Origin of the sequence: Simiduia litorea, assembly GCF_042853465.1 — a bacterium.
GTDB lineage: Bacteria > Pseudomonadota > Gammaproteobacteria > Pseudomonadales > Cellvibrionaceae > Simiduia > Simiduia litorea.
On the sequence record NZ_AP031497.1, the window covers coordinates 2,893,428 to 2,910,971 of the forward strand.

Consider the following 17,544-nt stretch of genomic DNA (forward strand, 5'->3'; position numbering starts at 1 on the left):
AATACCCATGATTAATCAGTTAGGGGTATAAATTCAGGATTACAATAGGGTTAAATACTCCATCGTAATTACTTGCCAGAAAATTATACTCATGTTTAAGAATTTTGTAAGCCTGCTAGCTATATTTACAACCGTCTTCACTTCCAGTACGACTCAGAGTGCTGAGAAACACTTTGATATTGATCGCAAAACAACCAGTCTCGCAGAAAGCCGCGGCTGGCTGGCTCTTGGTCACTACAGAAGCAACTGGATGAGCAAGTCTTTTGCTAGCGAGGCCGATTCCCCAGACTTTTTTTTAACGAGCCAAGGACGTCGCAATCCTCAAAGAGAATTAGCCTACTGGAAAACATTATTACAATCCAAGAATGCTCAGATTCCCGACGCAGTCTGCCGCTTCCCAGCGCGTTATCTTTGGGCCGCTAAAGCATATCGCGTAGAGCCACCTTGGTCATTAAGGGGGTGCCAAGAACTACAAGTCTGGCTCAATCAAGTGCCAGGCGATCGAGTTTCAATTATTTATGCTTCCGCGTATTTAGAAAGCCCATCCTCAATGTTTGGCCACTCTTTTCTGCGTTTTCAGAGTCACAATTCAAATACAAAACTGAGTAACACGACGATTAACTATGCCGCTGACACCGCCGAAAGAGGAAATGTCGTAAATTTTGCATACCGTGGCTTATTCGGCGGTTTTCCCGGTATTTCTGATCAACTCCCCCTGTTTCGACGGATGAGGAACTATTCAGATAACGAAGGTAGAGACTTAGTAGAGTACTACCTAAACTTGAATACGGAAGAGGTCACACAACTTAAACTCCACTTATTCGAAATTCGAGGCAGGGACTTCGATTATTTCTTTCTCGACGAAAACTGTTCCTACAGACTGCTGGCATCTATTTCTACTGTTCGACCTGAGCTAAACCTGTTAGATGATTTTGGTAGCTGGGCGATTCCAATAGATACGATAAAAAAATTGGAAAAAGAAAATTTAGTAGAAAAGATAGTAGATCATCCATCTGCGACGAGGCGCCTTTATTTTCACAACAGCTTATTGAGCCAGAGAGCTAGCGAAGAAGCCATAAATATCGCAAAAGGAGAAATTCCTGCAACAAATTTAGCAAACCGTTCAGAAAATGATACAGCGAAAATACTATATGTCGCAGCTGAATATAACTCCTTACTAATTAGCCAAGATAAAATTGACCGTAATTCCAGCAAAGATATTTCACACAACATCATGAAGGCGCGCATAAACATAGACCAACCGTCAAACTGGCCAAGCCCTCCAAAACTTCAACGCACAAGCGATGGTCACCCCAGCGGCAGATACACCATCGCAGGTGGGAGCCAAAACGATGCTGAATTTATGGATTTAAGCTACCGATCTGCCTACCACACGTTTGAAGATCGCCTATTTGGCTTCAATCCAGGCGCAGAAGTAGTGATCTTAAACTACGGCCTGCGCCTAATAGACGATAAGTTAAAGCTCCAACAATTTGAGCTTATACAAGTAAAGTCAAGAACACCTAGAAATGCCTTTTTTGCACCACCCTCGTGGGATTTCGGCGTTGCCTATCAGGAGAAATATTTGGCAGGGAAAAATCATCATGTATTGTCCACAGAATATTTTCGAGGCCGAAGCATTTTAGTTGCAGGTCATATACTTTCTGGACTGATTGGCGGAAGCATTGATCTAGCTGACGAGTTCGATAGTAATATCGGCATTGAAGTAGCGGGAAAACTAAGCGCATTAAAACAAACAGATAAATTTTCTTATCAACTTTCATACCGCATGGGAAGCTATATAGATGGGGTAGAGAGCGACGATAAATCACTTTCAGCATCATTTAGTTTACCGTTATACAATGACCTTCTATCAATCAGTGCAAAAAGAAAACTTTCTAGAAACATGTATCAAACAGAATTTAGACTGGGATATAGCCGCTATTTTTAGTATTTATCATCGCTCTCTTTCATCATCGTTTGGTCAATATGCAAACCTGCGCCTTTAGGGTCAATTTTCAACGAAAATCGAAAATCTAATTCAGTGGTCAACTAACCTAGGTGGGCATCACTTGGGTGACAATTTGTAACTCTCAGCCCCGGCCTTCGTCGCTCTAACACAACTCCGTTCATAAGCGTCGCTGATACATGTACCTTCTGCTTCCGGACAATGACAACCCTCTACTCCTCCGAAACTACACTAAAACCACCATAGATAATTCTCTTTCCATCAAACGGCATAGGGCTATTATCTGGATGCATGGATGGATCATCCATGGCAGCCTGCCAACCTGCATCGCGAACTTCCTTAGATGGCCAGATAACCCAAGAGAAGGCTACGGTTTCATCGTCCTTTTTCTTAACCGCCATGGGAAAGGAGGTTAGCTCACCCTCCGGCACATCGTCACCCCAGGTATCGACGACACTCAGCGCCCCTAGTTTTTTTAGAGCCGCGGCCATAATTTTGGCGTGCATAATAAATTTTTCTTTATTCTTGGTAGGTACAGCGGCTACAAATCCATCCACATAGGACATAGCGAGCTCCATATACTTGACTTAAAAATAAATAAATTTTACTGATTAGACGTACATACACCCTAAACCATTGAACCATTGAACCATTGAACCATTGAACCATTGAACCATTGAACCATTGAACCATTGAACCATTGAACACACTAGCTCAGTCAATTTCTAAAATCTAGGGTATGTAAAACTAACGATAATGTAAAACCAAACCGGCAAGAAAATTACGTAAAAACTGATCCATGCATTCGCGATAGTGATGATTACTCGGTTTACGAAACAATGCGCTCAATTCGTGTTTACTGATAGTCACTTTCGCCAGCGACAAGATATGGATCATGTCACTAGCTTGCAGATTTAGCGCTATTTTCAATTTCATTAGAATAATATTGTTAGTGAGCTCCGTTTCCTTAGGAAGTTCAACGCCGTCTTTTTTACCGCGCTTCTCAACAATCAGACCATTGAGAAACGCCGCGAGACAGGCGTCACTACATAAATCAGTGCCTGCCTCATCTTTAGCGCTGAGCCACTCACTAACTTGAGCCTGTGTCACAGTTTGTCCGCCCAATTGAAACAATGAACGTAATTTGGCGTCACTAAAATCGAAAACATAGCGTATTCGGCGCAATATATCGTGGTTGTTCATGGGTTTTCCTAGGGTGCTATAGAGTTGAACCACGGTCATTATGCGCGCGCAACCTAAAGGTGATCAAGACAATACGCCGATTAAGGTCACTTATGTAGAACAACCTCAAAAAAAAACACCGCAGTGCACCAAGTAGGCGCCACTCCCTGCGTTCTAGGGAAGTAGATTTCAACGTGTAAATATTTGAAAAAGGCACATAACGGAACGCAAATATACCAACTACCTAGGGCCGTCTACCTGACCCAATAGCTCAGGAATGGTTGGATTAGGCGGAAGCAAATTACGTCCACCTCTCCGTATCGGGTGTGTTTTTTGAAGCAAAAAACGCAGGCTTAGCAGTTCGAATGTCAAACAATCAACGTAAAGTTCCAACGCCGGTTACCCGAGCAAAAACCCGCTAAGTTTGAACGGTAGTAGTTGTTAATTAAACAGGGTGCACACGTGTGCACCCTTCTTCTTGGCTAGGCTGCCACCTTGTCACTTTTGGTATTTTTTTCCTCCGCCGTATGCTCTAACACATTGCCACGATGATTAATGGCAATAGATTTAGGCTTCATGGCTTCGGGGATCTCTTTCACGAGATTGATTGTAAGCAATCCATTGGAAAGATCCGCGTCTGTTACTTCGACATAATCCGCCAAGTTAAACTTGCGTTCAAAGGTGCGGTTTGCGATGCCCTGAAACAGGTACCGACCTTCATCTTTGGCGTTTTTTGTGCCCCGAACAGTCAGCACACCCTTTTCAACTTGAATATCGAGCTCAGCCTGGATAAAACCGGCCACGGCCAAGGTAATGGCGTACTGATTTTCATCACGCATCTCAATATTGTAAGGTGGATAACCATTCGCGGTTGCGTCCGTTGTCAAGGCACTATCGATCAAAGATGCCAAGCGATCAAAGCCAACGCTGCTGCGATAGAGAGGGGTAAGGTCAATTGATTTCATAAAATATTCTCCTTTAAGAAGCAACACAAAATAAAAACAATCAAAGGTGAGAAGACCTCCAGCGGACAGCCCACTCACAAGCACGTATTTAGGGGCGTCGACATACATTTCAACGGTCTATTTTAAAATTTTATTTTATTAAATAAATAGGGTTTATTATTTTTGCTTATAAAAATTGGATTAAGGGGTGTATTGGACTGAAGGTTAATAGACCTTTAACGGGGAGAATCCGACGTGGCGTCCTGCCTCTTTTTGGATACTGTCTGTACCAATGGCATGGCGTTTATGCGCGTTGCTGCTTGGTGGCACTCTGACGGGGAGAATCCGAATCGGCGTCCTGCCTCTTTTCGGATACGGTCCGTACCAATGGCATGGCGTTTATGCAGGTTGCTGCTTGGTGGCACTCTGACGGGGAGAATCCGAATCGGCGTCCTGCCTATTTTCGGATACGGTCTGTACCAATAGTATGGCGTTTATGCACGTTGCTGCTTGGTGGCACTCTGACGGGGAGAATCCGAATCGGCGTCCTGCCTCCTTTCGGATACGGTCTGTAAATGGCATGGCGTTTATGCACGTTGCTGCTTGGTGGCACTCTGACGGGGAGAATCCGAATCGGCGTCCTGCCTCCTTTCGGATACGGTCCATCCCTGGACGTAAAAGGCCCACGCGGGGTGGGCAAGCTGTGTGGCAGCACACAAAAAATTACGCTTTATAAACTCAGATAGTTTCACACCTCCTTGGTTAGTGGTTTCCCATCCATTCCTCCTTGAATAAATGGGAGTATTTTACGGCGCGCGTCCTTGTGCGACGAACACACAGGTTCCGGACTAAGCGGTTAGTGCCCCATCGCCATGGCTTCTTGGGCAGGTTTGATAATGTCGATATCGACCCGGCGCTCCAGCGCGTAGGCTTCCAAGTCACCGCGATTGGCGCGCGACTGGCCAGAACCGTAGGCGCTAACGGCGATGCGATCTGGCTCTATACCTTGAGCTTCTAGGGCTTGCTGTACCGAGATGGCCCGATACTGTGACAGTACATTATTGTATTCATCGGTGCCGCGTGGGTCGGTGTGGCCATTGAGATGAATCACTAAGTCGGCATTTTTTTGTAAAAAAGTTGCCAGCGACTGCAGCTGCTGCGCACCTTGCTCTGTTAGCACATCGGAGCCGGTGTGAAACATCACCTGCAGCTGTAATTTATCGAGCGCTAGATCTTGCAACTGAGCTAGGTTTTCCTCGCGTTCAGCCAACTCGGCATTGCGTTTTGCAAGCTCCAAACTTAAGACTTTTGACTGCTGCTCGGCCTGAACTAATGCCACGGCAAGATCCTCCTGCTGATCGACTTGTTTAATTTGTTCAGCCACATAGGCTCCGCCCAATGCGCCGATGAACATACCAATAGGGCCGCCTAACACAGCTCCAACCACACTGCCGGTGGTGAAAGCGGTACCTTGTTTGACTTCCGTATAATCGGCCTTAGCCGCAGGGGTATTCAGCGCGCAAGTGGCAATGGCGATAGAGGCTGCGATAACTTTTTTCATGATCATTTTCCTGTTGTGTGTTGTTGGCAAAACATGTGTTGGATTTGTTTACTTTGCTCGGGTTGTTTCCCCTTGATGCTTAGTAAACCAATTCAAACGGGCAAAGCTGTGCCAGGAAAAGGACAGTTTAGGGATGAATTATGACGAAATGTGGCGGGTTATAAGGCGGACTATGCAGCGGGCAAGAGAAGGGTGAAAATAACGCCGGCACTATCACTGCGGTTAGCGGCGAGAACCTTGCCTTTATGGTGCAGAGCAATCAATCGGACAATGTGCAAACCCAAACCGAGGTGTGTCTTTTCTGTGCTAGCTGTAGCACGAACAGATACCAATGAATCAAATAACTGATGCTGCATCACATTCGGTAATAAAGGGCCATCGTTATCGACCGATACGCTAAACCACTCTCCCTTGCGTGTAAGCTGTAGCACTATGCGACCCTCGGCTGGGCAAAAATCCACCGCATTGTCCACCAGCTTATCCAACAACTGCACCAATAATTCCGGCACTACCCGGGCGGTGCAATCTATCGAGTCGATATCAACCTCGATAGTGCGCGAAAATATATCGCTATAGGCTTGACCAAGCTCGGTGACTAAGGCACCCAGATCAATAGTTTCAAACTCGGACTGCACCAGCGACTCTTCCAAGCGACTCGCCGCACTCATGGCATTTAATATGCCCGAAAGACGATTGGCACCGGCTTGGGCGCGTTCAGAATAGATTAGGCGCTGCTCTGTTAATGTCTCGTGCTGTAAATTATCGAGCGAGGTTTTTACCACAGCCAAGGGTGTGCGCAACTCATGAGACAACTTACTCGACAAGGTTTTCAAATAGCTCGTGTATTCGTGCAACTGACCCAGCACAGAGGAAAAGCTTCGACTTAAATCACCCAACTCATCGGCACTAAAATTTTCAGGTAACGCTTGCTCAATGGCGCCCTTTTCACCCAGTGCATTTTCCACTGCGCGACTTAAGCGCCGCACTCGCCAACTCAACCAACTAGCGTAGCCAATCAGCGCTAAGCCAATGACGGACACGGAGAGCAAGCTGTAGCGCAATAGGCGCCACAAAGCACTGGCCGACGCAGCGCTTTCGCTGTCAGTAGCCTGTTCGATAACCACATAGCCGGCGATTTGATCGCCAGCTAAGGTAATAGGCACCAATACGCGGGCTACTAAACTATCGCGCCGTCGATACCATTGTGTATCAACCATAGCAAGCGCATCTGCCTGCAGTGTAGGCGATAAAAACCGCCCATTTATCGCAGGATCATCGAGCTGTGGAAAGTGTGGTTGTCGAATAAACAAGCGCCACAACCACTGATACCGCGAGCGATCCATTTGCCCACTTTCATCGTCAAAATCGCTGAGCTGTTGCTGCCCAACGTAATGCCCAACATCGGCGATCAGCCATTGATCTACCGACAATAAAGACAATCGTTGATCCCATTCAGTAAAAACTGCCAACAGATTTTCAAGCACCGGCTGCACGCGCACTATAGGTGGCACCGTTTGCCCAACAGGAAGAGTGGAAACTGTTCTGCTGGCCCCGTTACCATCAGCATCAACAACCGCGAGCGCGAGCGCGCTGCCAAAACTCGCTTCGGGAAATTGAAACTCGACTTGATAGCCACCGGAGCGCTCCTGCCAGTAAGCTTTAATACTATGCTCTTGACTGAAGCGCCCGGTCGACACTTCTTTATAGGCTTGCGCTTTGCCGGGCGCGCTGGCCGAGAGTTTATAGGCTGCGATTAAACCCTTTGCATTAATCCCAAAAAGTTGAATATGGTCTCCGCTAGCGACCGGATGCTTTGATGGATTGTGGTAATTTAATTTACCGTCTTGCACCCGTAAAAAGCCGTAGTAATTACCATTAATAAAGGCGAGCTGTAAGTCAGCGCTAAAATCACTATCAGCGCCGGCTAAGCTACGCGCGCTAAACGGGAAATGTCGCCATTCGTCGTCATAACCATCGACAATAGGTGCGGCCAATAAAGGGTGCGCATATAAGGCATCTTGCCCCCCCGGGGCGAGATGTCGACTTAATAAGCTAAAATAATTGGCATCGCTCGCCACCAATTTTGCAACGGCCTGCGCGCTCGCCTTCATGGCGCGAGTTTGACCATCGCGCAAGCTCGCTTCCATTTCGGCAATAAACTGCAAGCCAGACCAAGGCAATATCAGTGTTAGCGTTCCAACCAGCACCAGTTGTCGCGTTAATTGCATGACAACAACTCGTTAAGCATCCCAGCGATAGCCCATTCCATAAGCCGTTTTAATGCCATCGAAGGCAGTATCGATGACTTGAAACTTTTTCCTCAACCGTTTTATGTGCGAAGTAATGGTATTGTCATCGAGTACAACGTTGGCGGCATCCATCAGTTGTTGACGGCTTTTCACGTGGCCGGGGTGACGGGCGAGAGCTTGCAAAATCCATAACTCTGTCACAGTAAGCTCCAGAAATTGCTCTTTCCAGGTGGCCGACATGCGATCTAAATCAATACATAAATCACCGCGCGTTAACAACTCTGCATTCCCATGGCTGGCATGGTTAAGTGCGTCGATACGCCGAAACAATGCATTCACGCGCGCTAACATGTGTGGCTGACTGATGTCTTTGGTTAAATAATCATCGGCGCCCAAGCGTAGACCCGATACCACATCGAAATCACTGTCGCGCGCCGTCAGGAATATGATGGGTACCGATGGCGATAAGCTGCGCAATTCGCGACACAGCTCAAAACCACCCTCAAACTCAGCGCCTAGCCCAACATCGATAATGGCGAGGTCTGGCAAGCGCGTGCGAAATGCCGCGAGAGCGCCGGGTCTATCGGCGAATACGGAAACTTTAAAACCTTGCCGCTCTAGAGCTGAACGGCAATTGGCCGCCAAATCGGCCTCGTCCTCTACTACTGCAATATGTCGTGCCATAGATTAATCCTTTACTTGCGCCCATTGTAACGGTATCGGCCCATATCGGTCACCCTCGCCATATTTCGCCACAATTGATCACCACCTCGCCCCGTTTTGCACCGCTTCCCGACGGTTTTATCGCGCTAAATAACATCACGAGGTTTGATTTAGCCTTAACCCTACAGGAGAACACTATGTGCTTCACACCGCGCCGCATCCCCAAACACCTGATACTCGAAGAACCGAAACGCCCCGGATTTCTCCAGCGCCACTGGGTGAAAGTTATCGGCACTACCACGTTTTTATTACTCGGCCTTGCTCTGTCCGATATTGCCAGAGCCGAAAATTTTCCAGCGTCAAAACAACTTGAATCCGGTAATTTGGCCTTTCAACAAGGCACACATTTTGTGCAAGCAACCCACCTCGAAAGTAGTGCTCAGGTTGAGATAACCGGTATGGTAGCCCGCTTGGTGCTGACTCAACACTTTGAAAACCAGACTGACCAATGGCAGGAGGCGATCTACACCTTTCCTTTAAGTGAAACTTCGGCGGTTAATCGCATGGAAATGCATATTGGTGCCCGCCATGTGGTGGCTCGTATCCGAGAGAAAGCCGAAGCCCAAAAATTATACCAAGCGGCAAAACAAGCGGGCAAAAAAGCCGCGCTAACTGAGCAGCATCGACCCAATCTATTCAGCCAAAAGATCGCCAATATCGCGCCGGGTGAAAGTGTTTCAATTGAGTTACATGTCACACAACCGGTGGATTACAAACAGGGTAGATTCTCCTGGCGTCTGCCGATGACCTTAACCCCGCGCTACATTCCGAGACCGCCTTTAGTCCTGAAAAATCCAGAGCGCACTGACCAGCAAACGATTGCTGCAGATCTCGCTCTGCACCTTCAACCAACCGACGCATTTCTAGCCAACGCGATGGGTTGGGGCAAACCAACAACCCTTGTGCCCGACGCCGCCAGCATCACCCCTTACTACTATCCACCCAACACCGCGCAAACCAACGACACAAAGCTCGTCAACCCAATGAAACTCTCAATCGATCTAAAAGCGGGTTTACCCTTAGCGTTAGTGACTAGCAGCTACCACGACATACAGCTTTATAAAGATGGCGACACCCATCACATCAGCACTCAAACGCCGTATATCGCCATGGACAGGGATTTCGAACTCAGCTGGCAGCCCGTGGCCAATCAACAGCCTGAAATTGCGCTATTTACAGAATCGATTCATGGTGAAGATTATGGTCTATTGCTGTTAGTGCCACCGACCAGTCGCAATGCACTCGCAAGCATAGCGCGGGATATTACCTTTATTATTGACACTTCTGGTTCAATGTCTGGCCCTTCAATTATTCAAGCAAAAGAAAGCTTGCTGTTAGCCATTGCAAAGCTCAACGCCAGTGATAAGTTCAACATCATCGAATTCAATTCAAACTTCAGCCAACTGTTTCCCCAATCGGCTAGCGCTGATCACCACAACCAAACCAAAGCGCGACAGTTTGTTAACCGCCTCCAAGCGTCTGGCGGCACCGAAATTTACCCACCCTTGGACGCGGCGCTGAGTGCGAACACCAACACCGAATGGTTAAAACAAATCGTGTTCATCACCGATGGTAGCGTTGGCAATGAAGCACAGTTGCTCGCCTTGATTCACGAAAAATTGGCCAATGCGCGATTGTTTACCGTTGGGATAGGCTCGGCACCTAATAGTTACTTCATGCGCAAAGCCGCGCAGTTTGGGCGAGGCACTTTTACCCATATCGGCGATAGCCGAGAAGTTGCGACGAAAATGCAGCCGTTATTTGATCAGCTCGGCGCTACCTTACTCAGCCAAGTCAATGTGCAATGGCCCGCAGGTGTTGAGGCTGAGATATGGCCCGAACGGATTCCCGACTTATACATTCACGAACCTTTATTATTGGCGGTCAAGTTTCAAAGGCCTATCGTAAACACCCAAACAGTTACCGTGACCGGCAATAGTCAGACTACGCGCTGGAGCCGCAATATAACACTGAACATACCCTCATCGACAAAAGCACCACTGGCGTCTGAACCGCAACCCAAAGGTATCGCGACCTTGTGGGCCAGAGCTAAAATCGAGGCGCTACTCGATGAAAAAGTTCGAGGTAAAGACGAAACAGAAGTACGCGCAGTCGTTTTACCTATTGCCCTTAATCACGAACTACTCTCACCCTATACCAGTTTTATCGCGGTGGATGAAACGCCTGAAGCTGAACGCCCACAGGATCAAAGGCTCAACACCAACGCCGTTGCCAATGCCGTTCCTTTTGGTCAAAAAGTACCTGACATTGCCTACCCAAAAACCGCCACCTCAGCGCCACAACAGGCTTTGATTGCACTAGTTCTACTGTTACTTGGGTCAATGTTGAAAGCTAGGCGCTTAGCCTACGGTATACTGCGGAAGTTAGGCGCATGAGACAAGTTATTGCTGCCCTTAATCGCGGATTAAATGCCCGACTGCTACAAACAGCGTTGCTGCTTTGCGGCCTCTACTTCGGCGCCAGCGCCAGCTGGATACATATCAAGGCAGAACTGGCTCAACTGCTCATTCAACATGCGTGGCAAAAAACCTTGGCGTCGCCCGAGCAAAAAATTACGCCTTGGGCTTGGGCCGATACGAGACCGGTGGCGCGCTTACAGCTACCCAATAAAAAAATGTTAATGGTGCTCGATGGCGCTCAGGGCAACAGCCTAGCTTTCGGACCGGGCTTAGTAGCGGGTAGCGACACACTTGGCCAGGGCTTTAGTGTCATCGGTGGCCACAGGGATACACATTTTGCGGCCTTAGAAAACGCCAAACCAGGGCAGCGGCTCGCTGTTCAAACGCATCACGGCGACTGGATTGCATACCGCATCACCGATGTAAGGGTCATCGATATTCATCAAACTGCATTAGAAAAGCAGGCTACAGAGGGGCTGATACTGGTCACCTGCTATCCGTTTCATACGATAGAAAGCGACCCGAACAAACGCTGGGTTGTTACCAGCGAACGCATCAATTTTTAATCTGACTCGTGTCGATACATTAAGGACTAAGGTGAGGCCTAAGCAGCGGGTGCGGGTGCGATAGACACGAGATTTCGACCACCGTGTTTCGACTGGTACAGCGCTTGGTCTGCAGCTTCAAACCAAGCCGTTTCCGATGCATAACCCGAATCAATTTGCGCAATACCCAAGCTCACGGTAAACCGAATTTCGTGCTCTTCATAGGTTACCAACTGAGCTTCAATTTTTTTACGCAAGCGTTCAGCAAAAATTCTGGCGCCTTCACTATCGGTATGAGGCAAAATTATGGTGAATTCCTCACCGCCATAGCGACCAACACAATCACTGTCGCGTGCGCACTCCTGTGCCAGCGCAGCAACCAATTTAATAATCACATCACCAGCTTGATGGCCGTAGGTGTCATTAACCTTTTTAAAATGATCAATATCAAATATAACTAAACTGTAGAGCCGACTGTACCGCTTGTGTAACGACCAGGTATGCTCCAACTGCTCCTGCCAATAACCACGGTTAAATAACCCTGTTAAACGATCTGTACGACTTAAAATTGCCAGTTCTTGATTTGCCGACTGTAGTGCTAATTTATTAACAGCAATATCGGTAACATCGTAGAGCGTCATAGTGACTAGATTAGACTCGCCTTCTGCGGAGTGTATAGCGCGAAGCACGATATTTTGATACATGAAATGGGATTTTGCCGTAATCGGTCGATAAGCCGAAAACGCCATCAAATGTGGTACCTGTTCCCAGGTGATAAACACTTCATTTTCTAACAACAAGACGGTATCCAACTCGCGCTGAAACCATGGCTCGGCGAGCACAGGGTAGGTTTCAAATATGCTGCGAGCGCGCATTTCTGTAGAGCTATAACCTGAATGATTCTCCATGAAGTGATTCCACACTTCAACTTTGCCGCTGCGATCAAACACCACCAAACCCAAATCAATATGGGTAACCATATCCATGAGCCAATGTACTTCGCGCATTTCCATTAATTGAGCTCCTCATCAAGCAACAGGCCAACGCGCTCTAATATATGCTCGCCGCTCACCTTCGGCATTAAGATCATTAAGTCGCAACCAAAATCGCGCTCAGAAAATACGTAGGGGATTTCCACCATCAGCACATCGTCAATCGCTGAATTGTAAATATATTCACTACCGAGAATATTTTCAGCCAACATCACCGGCTGGCTTTTACTAAACGTTAAATCCACTTCCTTACCAAAACGGGATAAAAAAGCACCAATCAATACCGACGCGGAATCTAAAATTGGCGCGTTGTTCGACTCAGCTTGCGAACGCAATTCGGCCATTAACCGACGCAAACCAGTAACACCATCGCGATCGGCATAGAGAATCGCCTCGCCGGCCATACCCCGCGACACGAAGCCCTGGCTGACCACGGTCTGACCGCCCAACTGAAAAACACCGAGCGCCATTTCCAACTCCGCCGGCGTTAGCCAAGCGACATTAGGAATGGGAAGTTGAATAAAAGTCCCCAGTAACTTGGCCAATTTCGCGGCGGCATCACCCATGGCAATATTTGACACCTCGCGCAGGCTATCGAGCGGGCTGACTGCAATCTCTTGATTATTTGGGCGTACAACGGCTGGCACAACATCTTGTTTTGGCTGGCTCGCAATTGGCACTGGTTTTGGCTGCTCCACTGCCAACTCTTCAGCGCCAATAAAGCCATAGTCGCGCAGGGTTTTTTGCAATTTATCCGTATCTATCGGCTTCTGAATAAAGTCTAGCGCACCCAGCGCCATCACTTTCTCTCTAGCGCGAGGCTGAATATCACCAGAGATGACGATCACGCCGCACTCTATTTGACGCTCGCGCATAGCAGCCAAGGTTTCAAAACCGTCCATGACCGGCATGGTTAAATCTAACAGCAAAAGATCAATGGTTTCAGCGGCAAAAACCTCGAGAGCCATGGCGCCGTGCTCGGCAAAAACAATGTGCTCGGCAAAACCAGGCGGCAATGATCTTGCCGCCTGTTTTCTGGCCATACCAGAGTCATCACAGATTAATATTCGCACGTGTTAGCTGTACCCTTTTTATTTAGGCTTATACCAGTATGGCATAACCTCTGGGCTTTGCTGGCTAAACGTGAAGATTGTGACGCTCACCAAAACTTTTTAGCCGCCAAGGTCGCACGACCGCCCGACAAGCGGTTGTAGCCTTGGTGAAACAAAGGGATAACCCCAACGCGATTGACTGGCTACCAGCTTACCCGATCGCCTGCGTCACCTGCTTTAACCAGTCCAAATCCGCGCCAGACAACAACGGGCCTATGACCTTTGCCACCTGTAAATGATAATTATTAACCCACTCAATTTCCTGCGCGGTCATCAAGTCAAGGTCGAATAAACGGGTGTCGAGCGGCACCAGGGTTAAGACTTCAAACTCGTAAGTCTCCCGCTCCGAACCTTGGAGAGCGTTGCTGGGTTGCACTGCCACCAAGTTTTCAATGCGAATACCAAAGGCGTGATCGCGGTAATAGCCCGGCTCGTTTGAGCACACCATACCCGGCATTAACGGTACCCGCACAGGGCCTTTACCAATGCGCTGCGGGCCCTCGTGGACATTCAAATAGTGACCGACACCATGGCCAGTGCCATGATCGTAATCGAAGCCTTCGGCCCAGAGAAACTGGCGAGCGAGCGCATCCAATTGATGACCAGTGGTGCCCTTCGGAAATCGCGCCAAAGACAGGGCGATATGGCCTTTCAATACTAAGGTCACCATGCGCTTCATCTCAGCTGTTACCTGCCCTATGGCAACAGTGCGAGTAATATCGGTGGTGCCATCTGGGTACTGACCGCCCGAATCCACCAGATACAAGCTGTTATTTGGCATCACCGCTGGTGCGCCATTGAGGTGGCTGTAGTGGCACATAGCGGCGTTGCCGCCCACGGCAGATATGGTATCGAAACTTGTATCTTTAAATTCCGGTAATGCCTTGCGGAAACCCAACAACGTGTCGGCCAAATGGCCTTCATCGTGAAAGCGACCTGCGGCAACTTCGGCATCAAGCCAAGCGAGAAAGCGGCACACCGCCACGGCATCGCGAATATGGGCCTTGCGCATACCGGCCAATTCAGCCGGGTTTTTGCAAGCTTTCGGCAGCGCCGCTGGGTCGGCACCCGACACCAAGATAGCGCCAGCGGCTTTGGCCACCTGCTGCGCCCAAGCATTGGATTGATCACAGTCGATTAACAAGCGCTTTGCCTCAAGGCCGGACAAGGCCGCAGCGAGGTCGGCTTCTGGCGCAAACGTTACTCCAGCACCCACATGCGCCTCAACGCCAGAGACGAGCTTGCGTGGGTCGAGAAAAAAGGCCATGTCGCCGCGGCTATCTATCAATGCCGCTCCCAGCACCACGGGCAAACGGGGGATGTCCTGACCTCGAATATTCAAGAGCCAAGCAATGGAATCCAGTGCGGTAATAAGGGCCACATCGGCACCCGCTTCGGCGATCAAGGCACCAATGCGCTGGCGCTTTTCTAAGCTCGTCGCGCCGGCGCCAGCGTGATCGAACAAAGTCATGGCACCAACGCTGGGCGCTGGCCGATCTAACCAGAGCGCATCAATGGGGTTAACCACGGGCACCAACTCCAAACCTCGCTTTGCCAGTGCGGCTTGGGCCTGTTCAGCCCAACTAGCCGTATGCATCTTAGGGTCGTAGCCGACGCGGCGCTGGTCGCCACCTTTCGCTAGCACTTGGGCTAGCCACTCCTCCCAGCTATCGTCGGCCATGCTGAGGTAGCTGAAGTGATTAGCGGAAACTTGCGACTTCACCTGAATGGTGTAGCGGCCATCCACAAAAATCGCCGCCTGTTCGAGGCTTACCACGGCAAAGCCCGCAGAGCCGGTAAAACCCGTTAACCACCAAAGACGCTCATTGTGTTCGGGTACATACTCGCCCAAGTACTCATCGGCTCTGGGTTGGATAAAAGCCTGCACCCCTAATTGTTTTAAAGATTGGCGCAACGCGGTTAAACGAGGCTCGACGGCTAAAAGCTGTGACATAATGACTCCAAAATACGGTCCAAGGCGTGCAGTGTAACGAACTGAGCAGACCTTTACACAGCCAGACACCAAGATTGCGCCTTGCAACTGGGCCACAGGCCGTTAAAATCCGCAACCTTTGCAGCCACCATGAACTAGGCCAAGAGCCACATACCCTATGAATATCCGTCACCTACTCACCGAAAAAGCCGAGGCCGCCATGTTGGCTGCCGGCATACCTGCTGGCGCCAATGCCAGCGTCGCGCCGTCCAAAAAAGCCGGCTTCGGCGACTACCAAATCAACGGCGCTATGGCGGCGGCCAAACAATTAAAAACCAACCCACGCGAATTGGCTGCGCGCATCGTTGAGCACCTGGATTTAACCGGCATTGCCACCAAGGTAGAAGTTGCTGGACCTGGCTTTATTAACATTGACCTCAACCCAACCTGGTTGAGCGACCAGGTGACACACCTATTACAAGACTCGCGCCTCGCTTTGACCAAAGTCGCCGAGCCGCTCAACGTGGTGATCGATTACTCGGCACCCAACCTGGCTAAAGAAATGCATGTGGGTCATATACGCTCTACGATTATTGGCGACGCACTTGCGCGCCTACTGGAGTTCCAAGGCCACAAGGTTATTCGACAAAATCACGTCGGCGATTGGGGGACACAATTTGGTATGTTAATTGCCGAATTGGAAGAACATTTAGCCAGCAATGAAAGCGCCAATATCGCACTCAAAGATTTAGAAAAATTCTACCAACAGTCTAAGCAGCACTTCGACCAAGACGAAAATTTCGCCCAGAAAGCGCGCGACTATGTGGTAAAACTTCAAGGCGGTGACGCCAGAATTTTAGAACTCTGGCAAGAGTTCAAATCCATTTCTTTAGCGCATGGTGAAGAAAACTACCGCAAGCTCAATGTTACCTTAACCCCCAACGATGTGATGGGTGAAAGCGCCTACAACAATGACTTGCCTATCCTTGTAGCCGACCTCGTCAACAAAGGCATTGCAGTAGAAGACCAAGGCGCGAAGGTTGTATTTCTCGACGAAATGAAAGACAAAGAAGGCAACCCTTCTGTGGTCATCATTCAAAAGCAAGGCGGTGGCTTCCTTTACGCCACTACCGATTTAGCAGCCATGCGTCATCGCGTAACCAAACTCGGCGCCAACCGCATTATGTACTTTATTGATGCCCGTCAATCACTGCACATGCAACAGGTGTTTACGCTCGGCCGTAAAGCCGGCTACGCTGGCGACGGGGTTAGCCTTGAACACCATGCCTTTGGCACCATGATGGGCAGCGACGGCAAACCGTTCAAAACCCGCTCTGGCGGCACGGTAAAGCTGGCTGAATTATTAGATGAAGCGGTTGAGCGAGCAACAAAAGTTGTCGCTGAAAAAAACACCGAGCTATCCAGCGCCGAGGTGCAAGACATTGGCCGCAAGGTTGGCATTGGTGCGGTGAAATACGCCGACTTATCGAAAACACGCACCAACGACTATGTGTTTAATTGGGATGCAATGTTGGCCTTCGAAGGCAATACCGGCCCCTACTTACAATACGCATACACACGCATTCAAAGCATCTTTCGCAAAGCTGGCGGCCTACCGACCGGTGCTGTTATTGCCTTAGAAGCAGAGCAAGAGAAAGCCTTGGCATTGCGCCTTTTGCAATTGGCTGAAGCCTTTGATCAAATGAGCGCTGAAGCTCTGCCCCACGTTTTATGCAACTACCTCTATGAGCTAGCGAGCTTATACATGAGCTTTTACGAAGCCTGCCCAATGTTAAAAGATGGAATAGATGAAAAGGTAAAAAATAGTCGCCTCATGCTAAGTCAGGCAACCGCTAAAACATTAGCGCTGGGCTTGGATATGCTTGGTATAGAAGTGAGTGAAAAAATGTAAAT

The 17,544-nt window shown here is 48.9% G+C and carries 13 protein-coding genes; 4 read left to right on the forward strand and 9 right to left on the reverse strand.

Annotation, left to right across the window (positions count from 1 at the left end):
• Positions 1-91 precede the first annotated feature (91 nt).
• Positions 92-1,951 (forward strand): DUF4105 domain-containing protein, encoded by a 1,860-nt coding sequence (locus ACGHTT_RS12820; protein ID WP_390591064.1) that lies wholly within the window; start codon positions 92-94, stop codon positions 1,949-1,951.
• 230 nt (positions 1,952-2,181) lie between these two features.
• Here the strand turns inward: ACGHTT_RS12820 and ACGHTT_RS12825 are convergent, their stop codons facing one another.
• The 6 genes from ACGHTT_RS12825 to pdsR form a co-directional block, all read right to left on the reverse strand.
• Positions 2,182-2,535: a DUF1428 domain-containing protein gene (locus tag ACGHTT_RS12825; RefSeq protein WP_390591067.1), complete on the reverse strand. Its 354-nt coding sequence runs from the start codon at positions 2,533-2,535 to the stop codon at positions 2,182-2,184.
• Between the two features lie 181 nt (positions 2,536-2,716).
• Positions 2,717-3,172 (reverse strand): DUF1456 family protein, encoded by a 456-nt coding sequence (locus tag ACGHTT_RS12830; RefSeq protein ID WP_390591068.1) that lies wholly within the window; start codon positions 3,170-3,172, stop codon positions 2,717-2,719.
• Positions 3,173-3,633: 461 nt separating this feature from the next.
• Positions 3,634-4,116, reverse strand: coding sequence for an Hsp20 family protein (locus ACGHTT_RS12835; protein WP_390591070.1), 483 nt, complete (start codon positions 4,114-4,116; stop codon positions 3,634-3,636).
• Between the two features lie 835 nt (positions 4,117-4,951).
• The gene (locus ACGHTT_RS12840; RefSeq protein ID WP_390591072.1) at positions 4,952-5,656 is read right to left on the reverse strand and encodes an OmpA family protein; all 705 of its coding nucleotides are present in this window, start codon (positions 5,654-5,656) and stop codon (positions 4,952-4,954) included.
• Between the two features lie 170 nt (positions 5,657-5,826).
• Complete coding sequence (locus ACGHTT_RS12845; protein ID WP_390591074.1) at positions 5,827-7,884, reverse strand: ATP-binding protein; 2,058 nt, start codon at positions 7,882-7,884, stop codon at positions 5,827-5,829.
• A 12-nt stretch (positions 7,885-7,896) separates the two neighbouring features.
• On the reverse strand, positions 7,897-8,589 hold the full coding sequence (gene pdsR, locus ACGHTT_RS12850) for a proteobacterial dedicated sortase system response regulator (protein WP_390591075.1): 693 nt from the start codon (positions 8,587-8,589) through the stop codon (positions 7,897-7,899).
• 176 nt (positions 8,590-8,765) lie between these two features.
• Between pdsR and ACGHTT_RS12855 the strand changes: the two genes are divergently transcribed.
• Entirely contained in the window at positions 8,766-11,024 is a 2,259-nt protein-coding gene (locus ACGHTT_RS12855) for a marine proteobacterial sortase target protein (RefSeq protein WP_390591076.1), read from the forward strand.
• Positions 11,021-11,614: a class GN sortase gene (locus ACGHTT_RS12860; RefSeq protein ID WP_390591078.1), complete on the forward strand. Its 594-nt coding sequence runs from the start codon at positions 11,021-11,023 to the stop codon at positions 11,612-11,614. Before ACGHTT_RS12855 ends, ACGHTT_RS12860 begins: the two co-directional genes overlap by 4 nt.
• Positions 11,615-11,652: 38 nt before the next feature.
• Here ACGHTT_RS12860 and ACGHTT_RS12865 read toward each other — a convergent pair whose 3' ends face one another.
• From ACGHTT_RS12865 to ACGHTT_RS12875, 3 genes are all read right to left on the reverse strand, one after another.
• Positions 11,653-12,606: a GGDEF domain-containing protein gene (locus tag ACGHTT_RS12865; protein WP_390591080.1), complete on the reverse strand. Its 954-nt coding sequence runs from the start codon at positions 12,604-12,606 to the stop codon at positions 11,653-11,655.
• Positions 12,606-13,658 carry a response regulator gene (locus ACGHTT_RS12870; RefSeq protein ID WP_390591081.1) on the reverse strand — a complete coding sequence of 351 codons (1,053 nt, stop codon included), beginning with the start codon at positions 13,656-13,658 and terminating at the stop codon, positions 12,606-12,608. Before ACGHTT_RS12870 ends, ACGHTT_RS12865 begins: the two co-directional genes overlap by 1 nt.
• Positions 13,659-13,848: 190 nt before the next feature.
• A complete protein-coding gene (locus tag ACGHTT_RS12875) occupies positions 13,849-15,651 on the reverse strand; it encodes an aminopeptidase P family protein (RefSeq protein ID WP_390591082.1) in 1,803 nt (600 codons plus the stop codon).
• 157 nt (positions 15,652-15,808) lie between these two features.
• Between ACGHTT_RS12875 and argS the strand changes: the two genes are divergently transcribed.
• Entirely contained in the window at positions 15,809-17,542 is a 1,734-nt protein-coding gene (gene argS / locus ACGHTT_RS12880) for an arginine--tRNA ligase (RefSeq protein WP_390591084.1), read from the forward strand.
• Positions 17,543-17,544 lie beyond the last annotated feature (2 nt).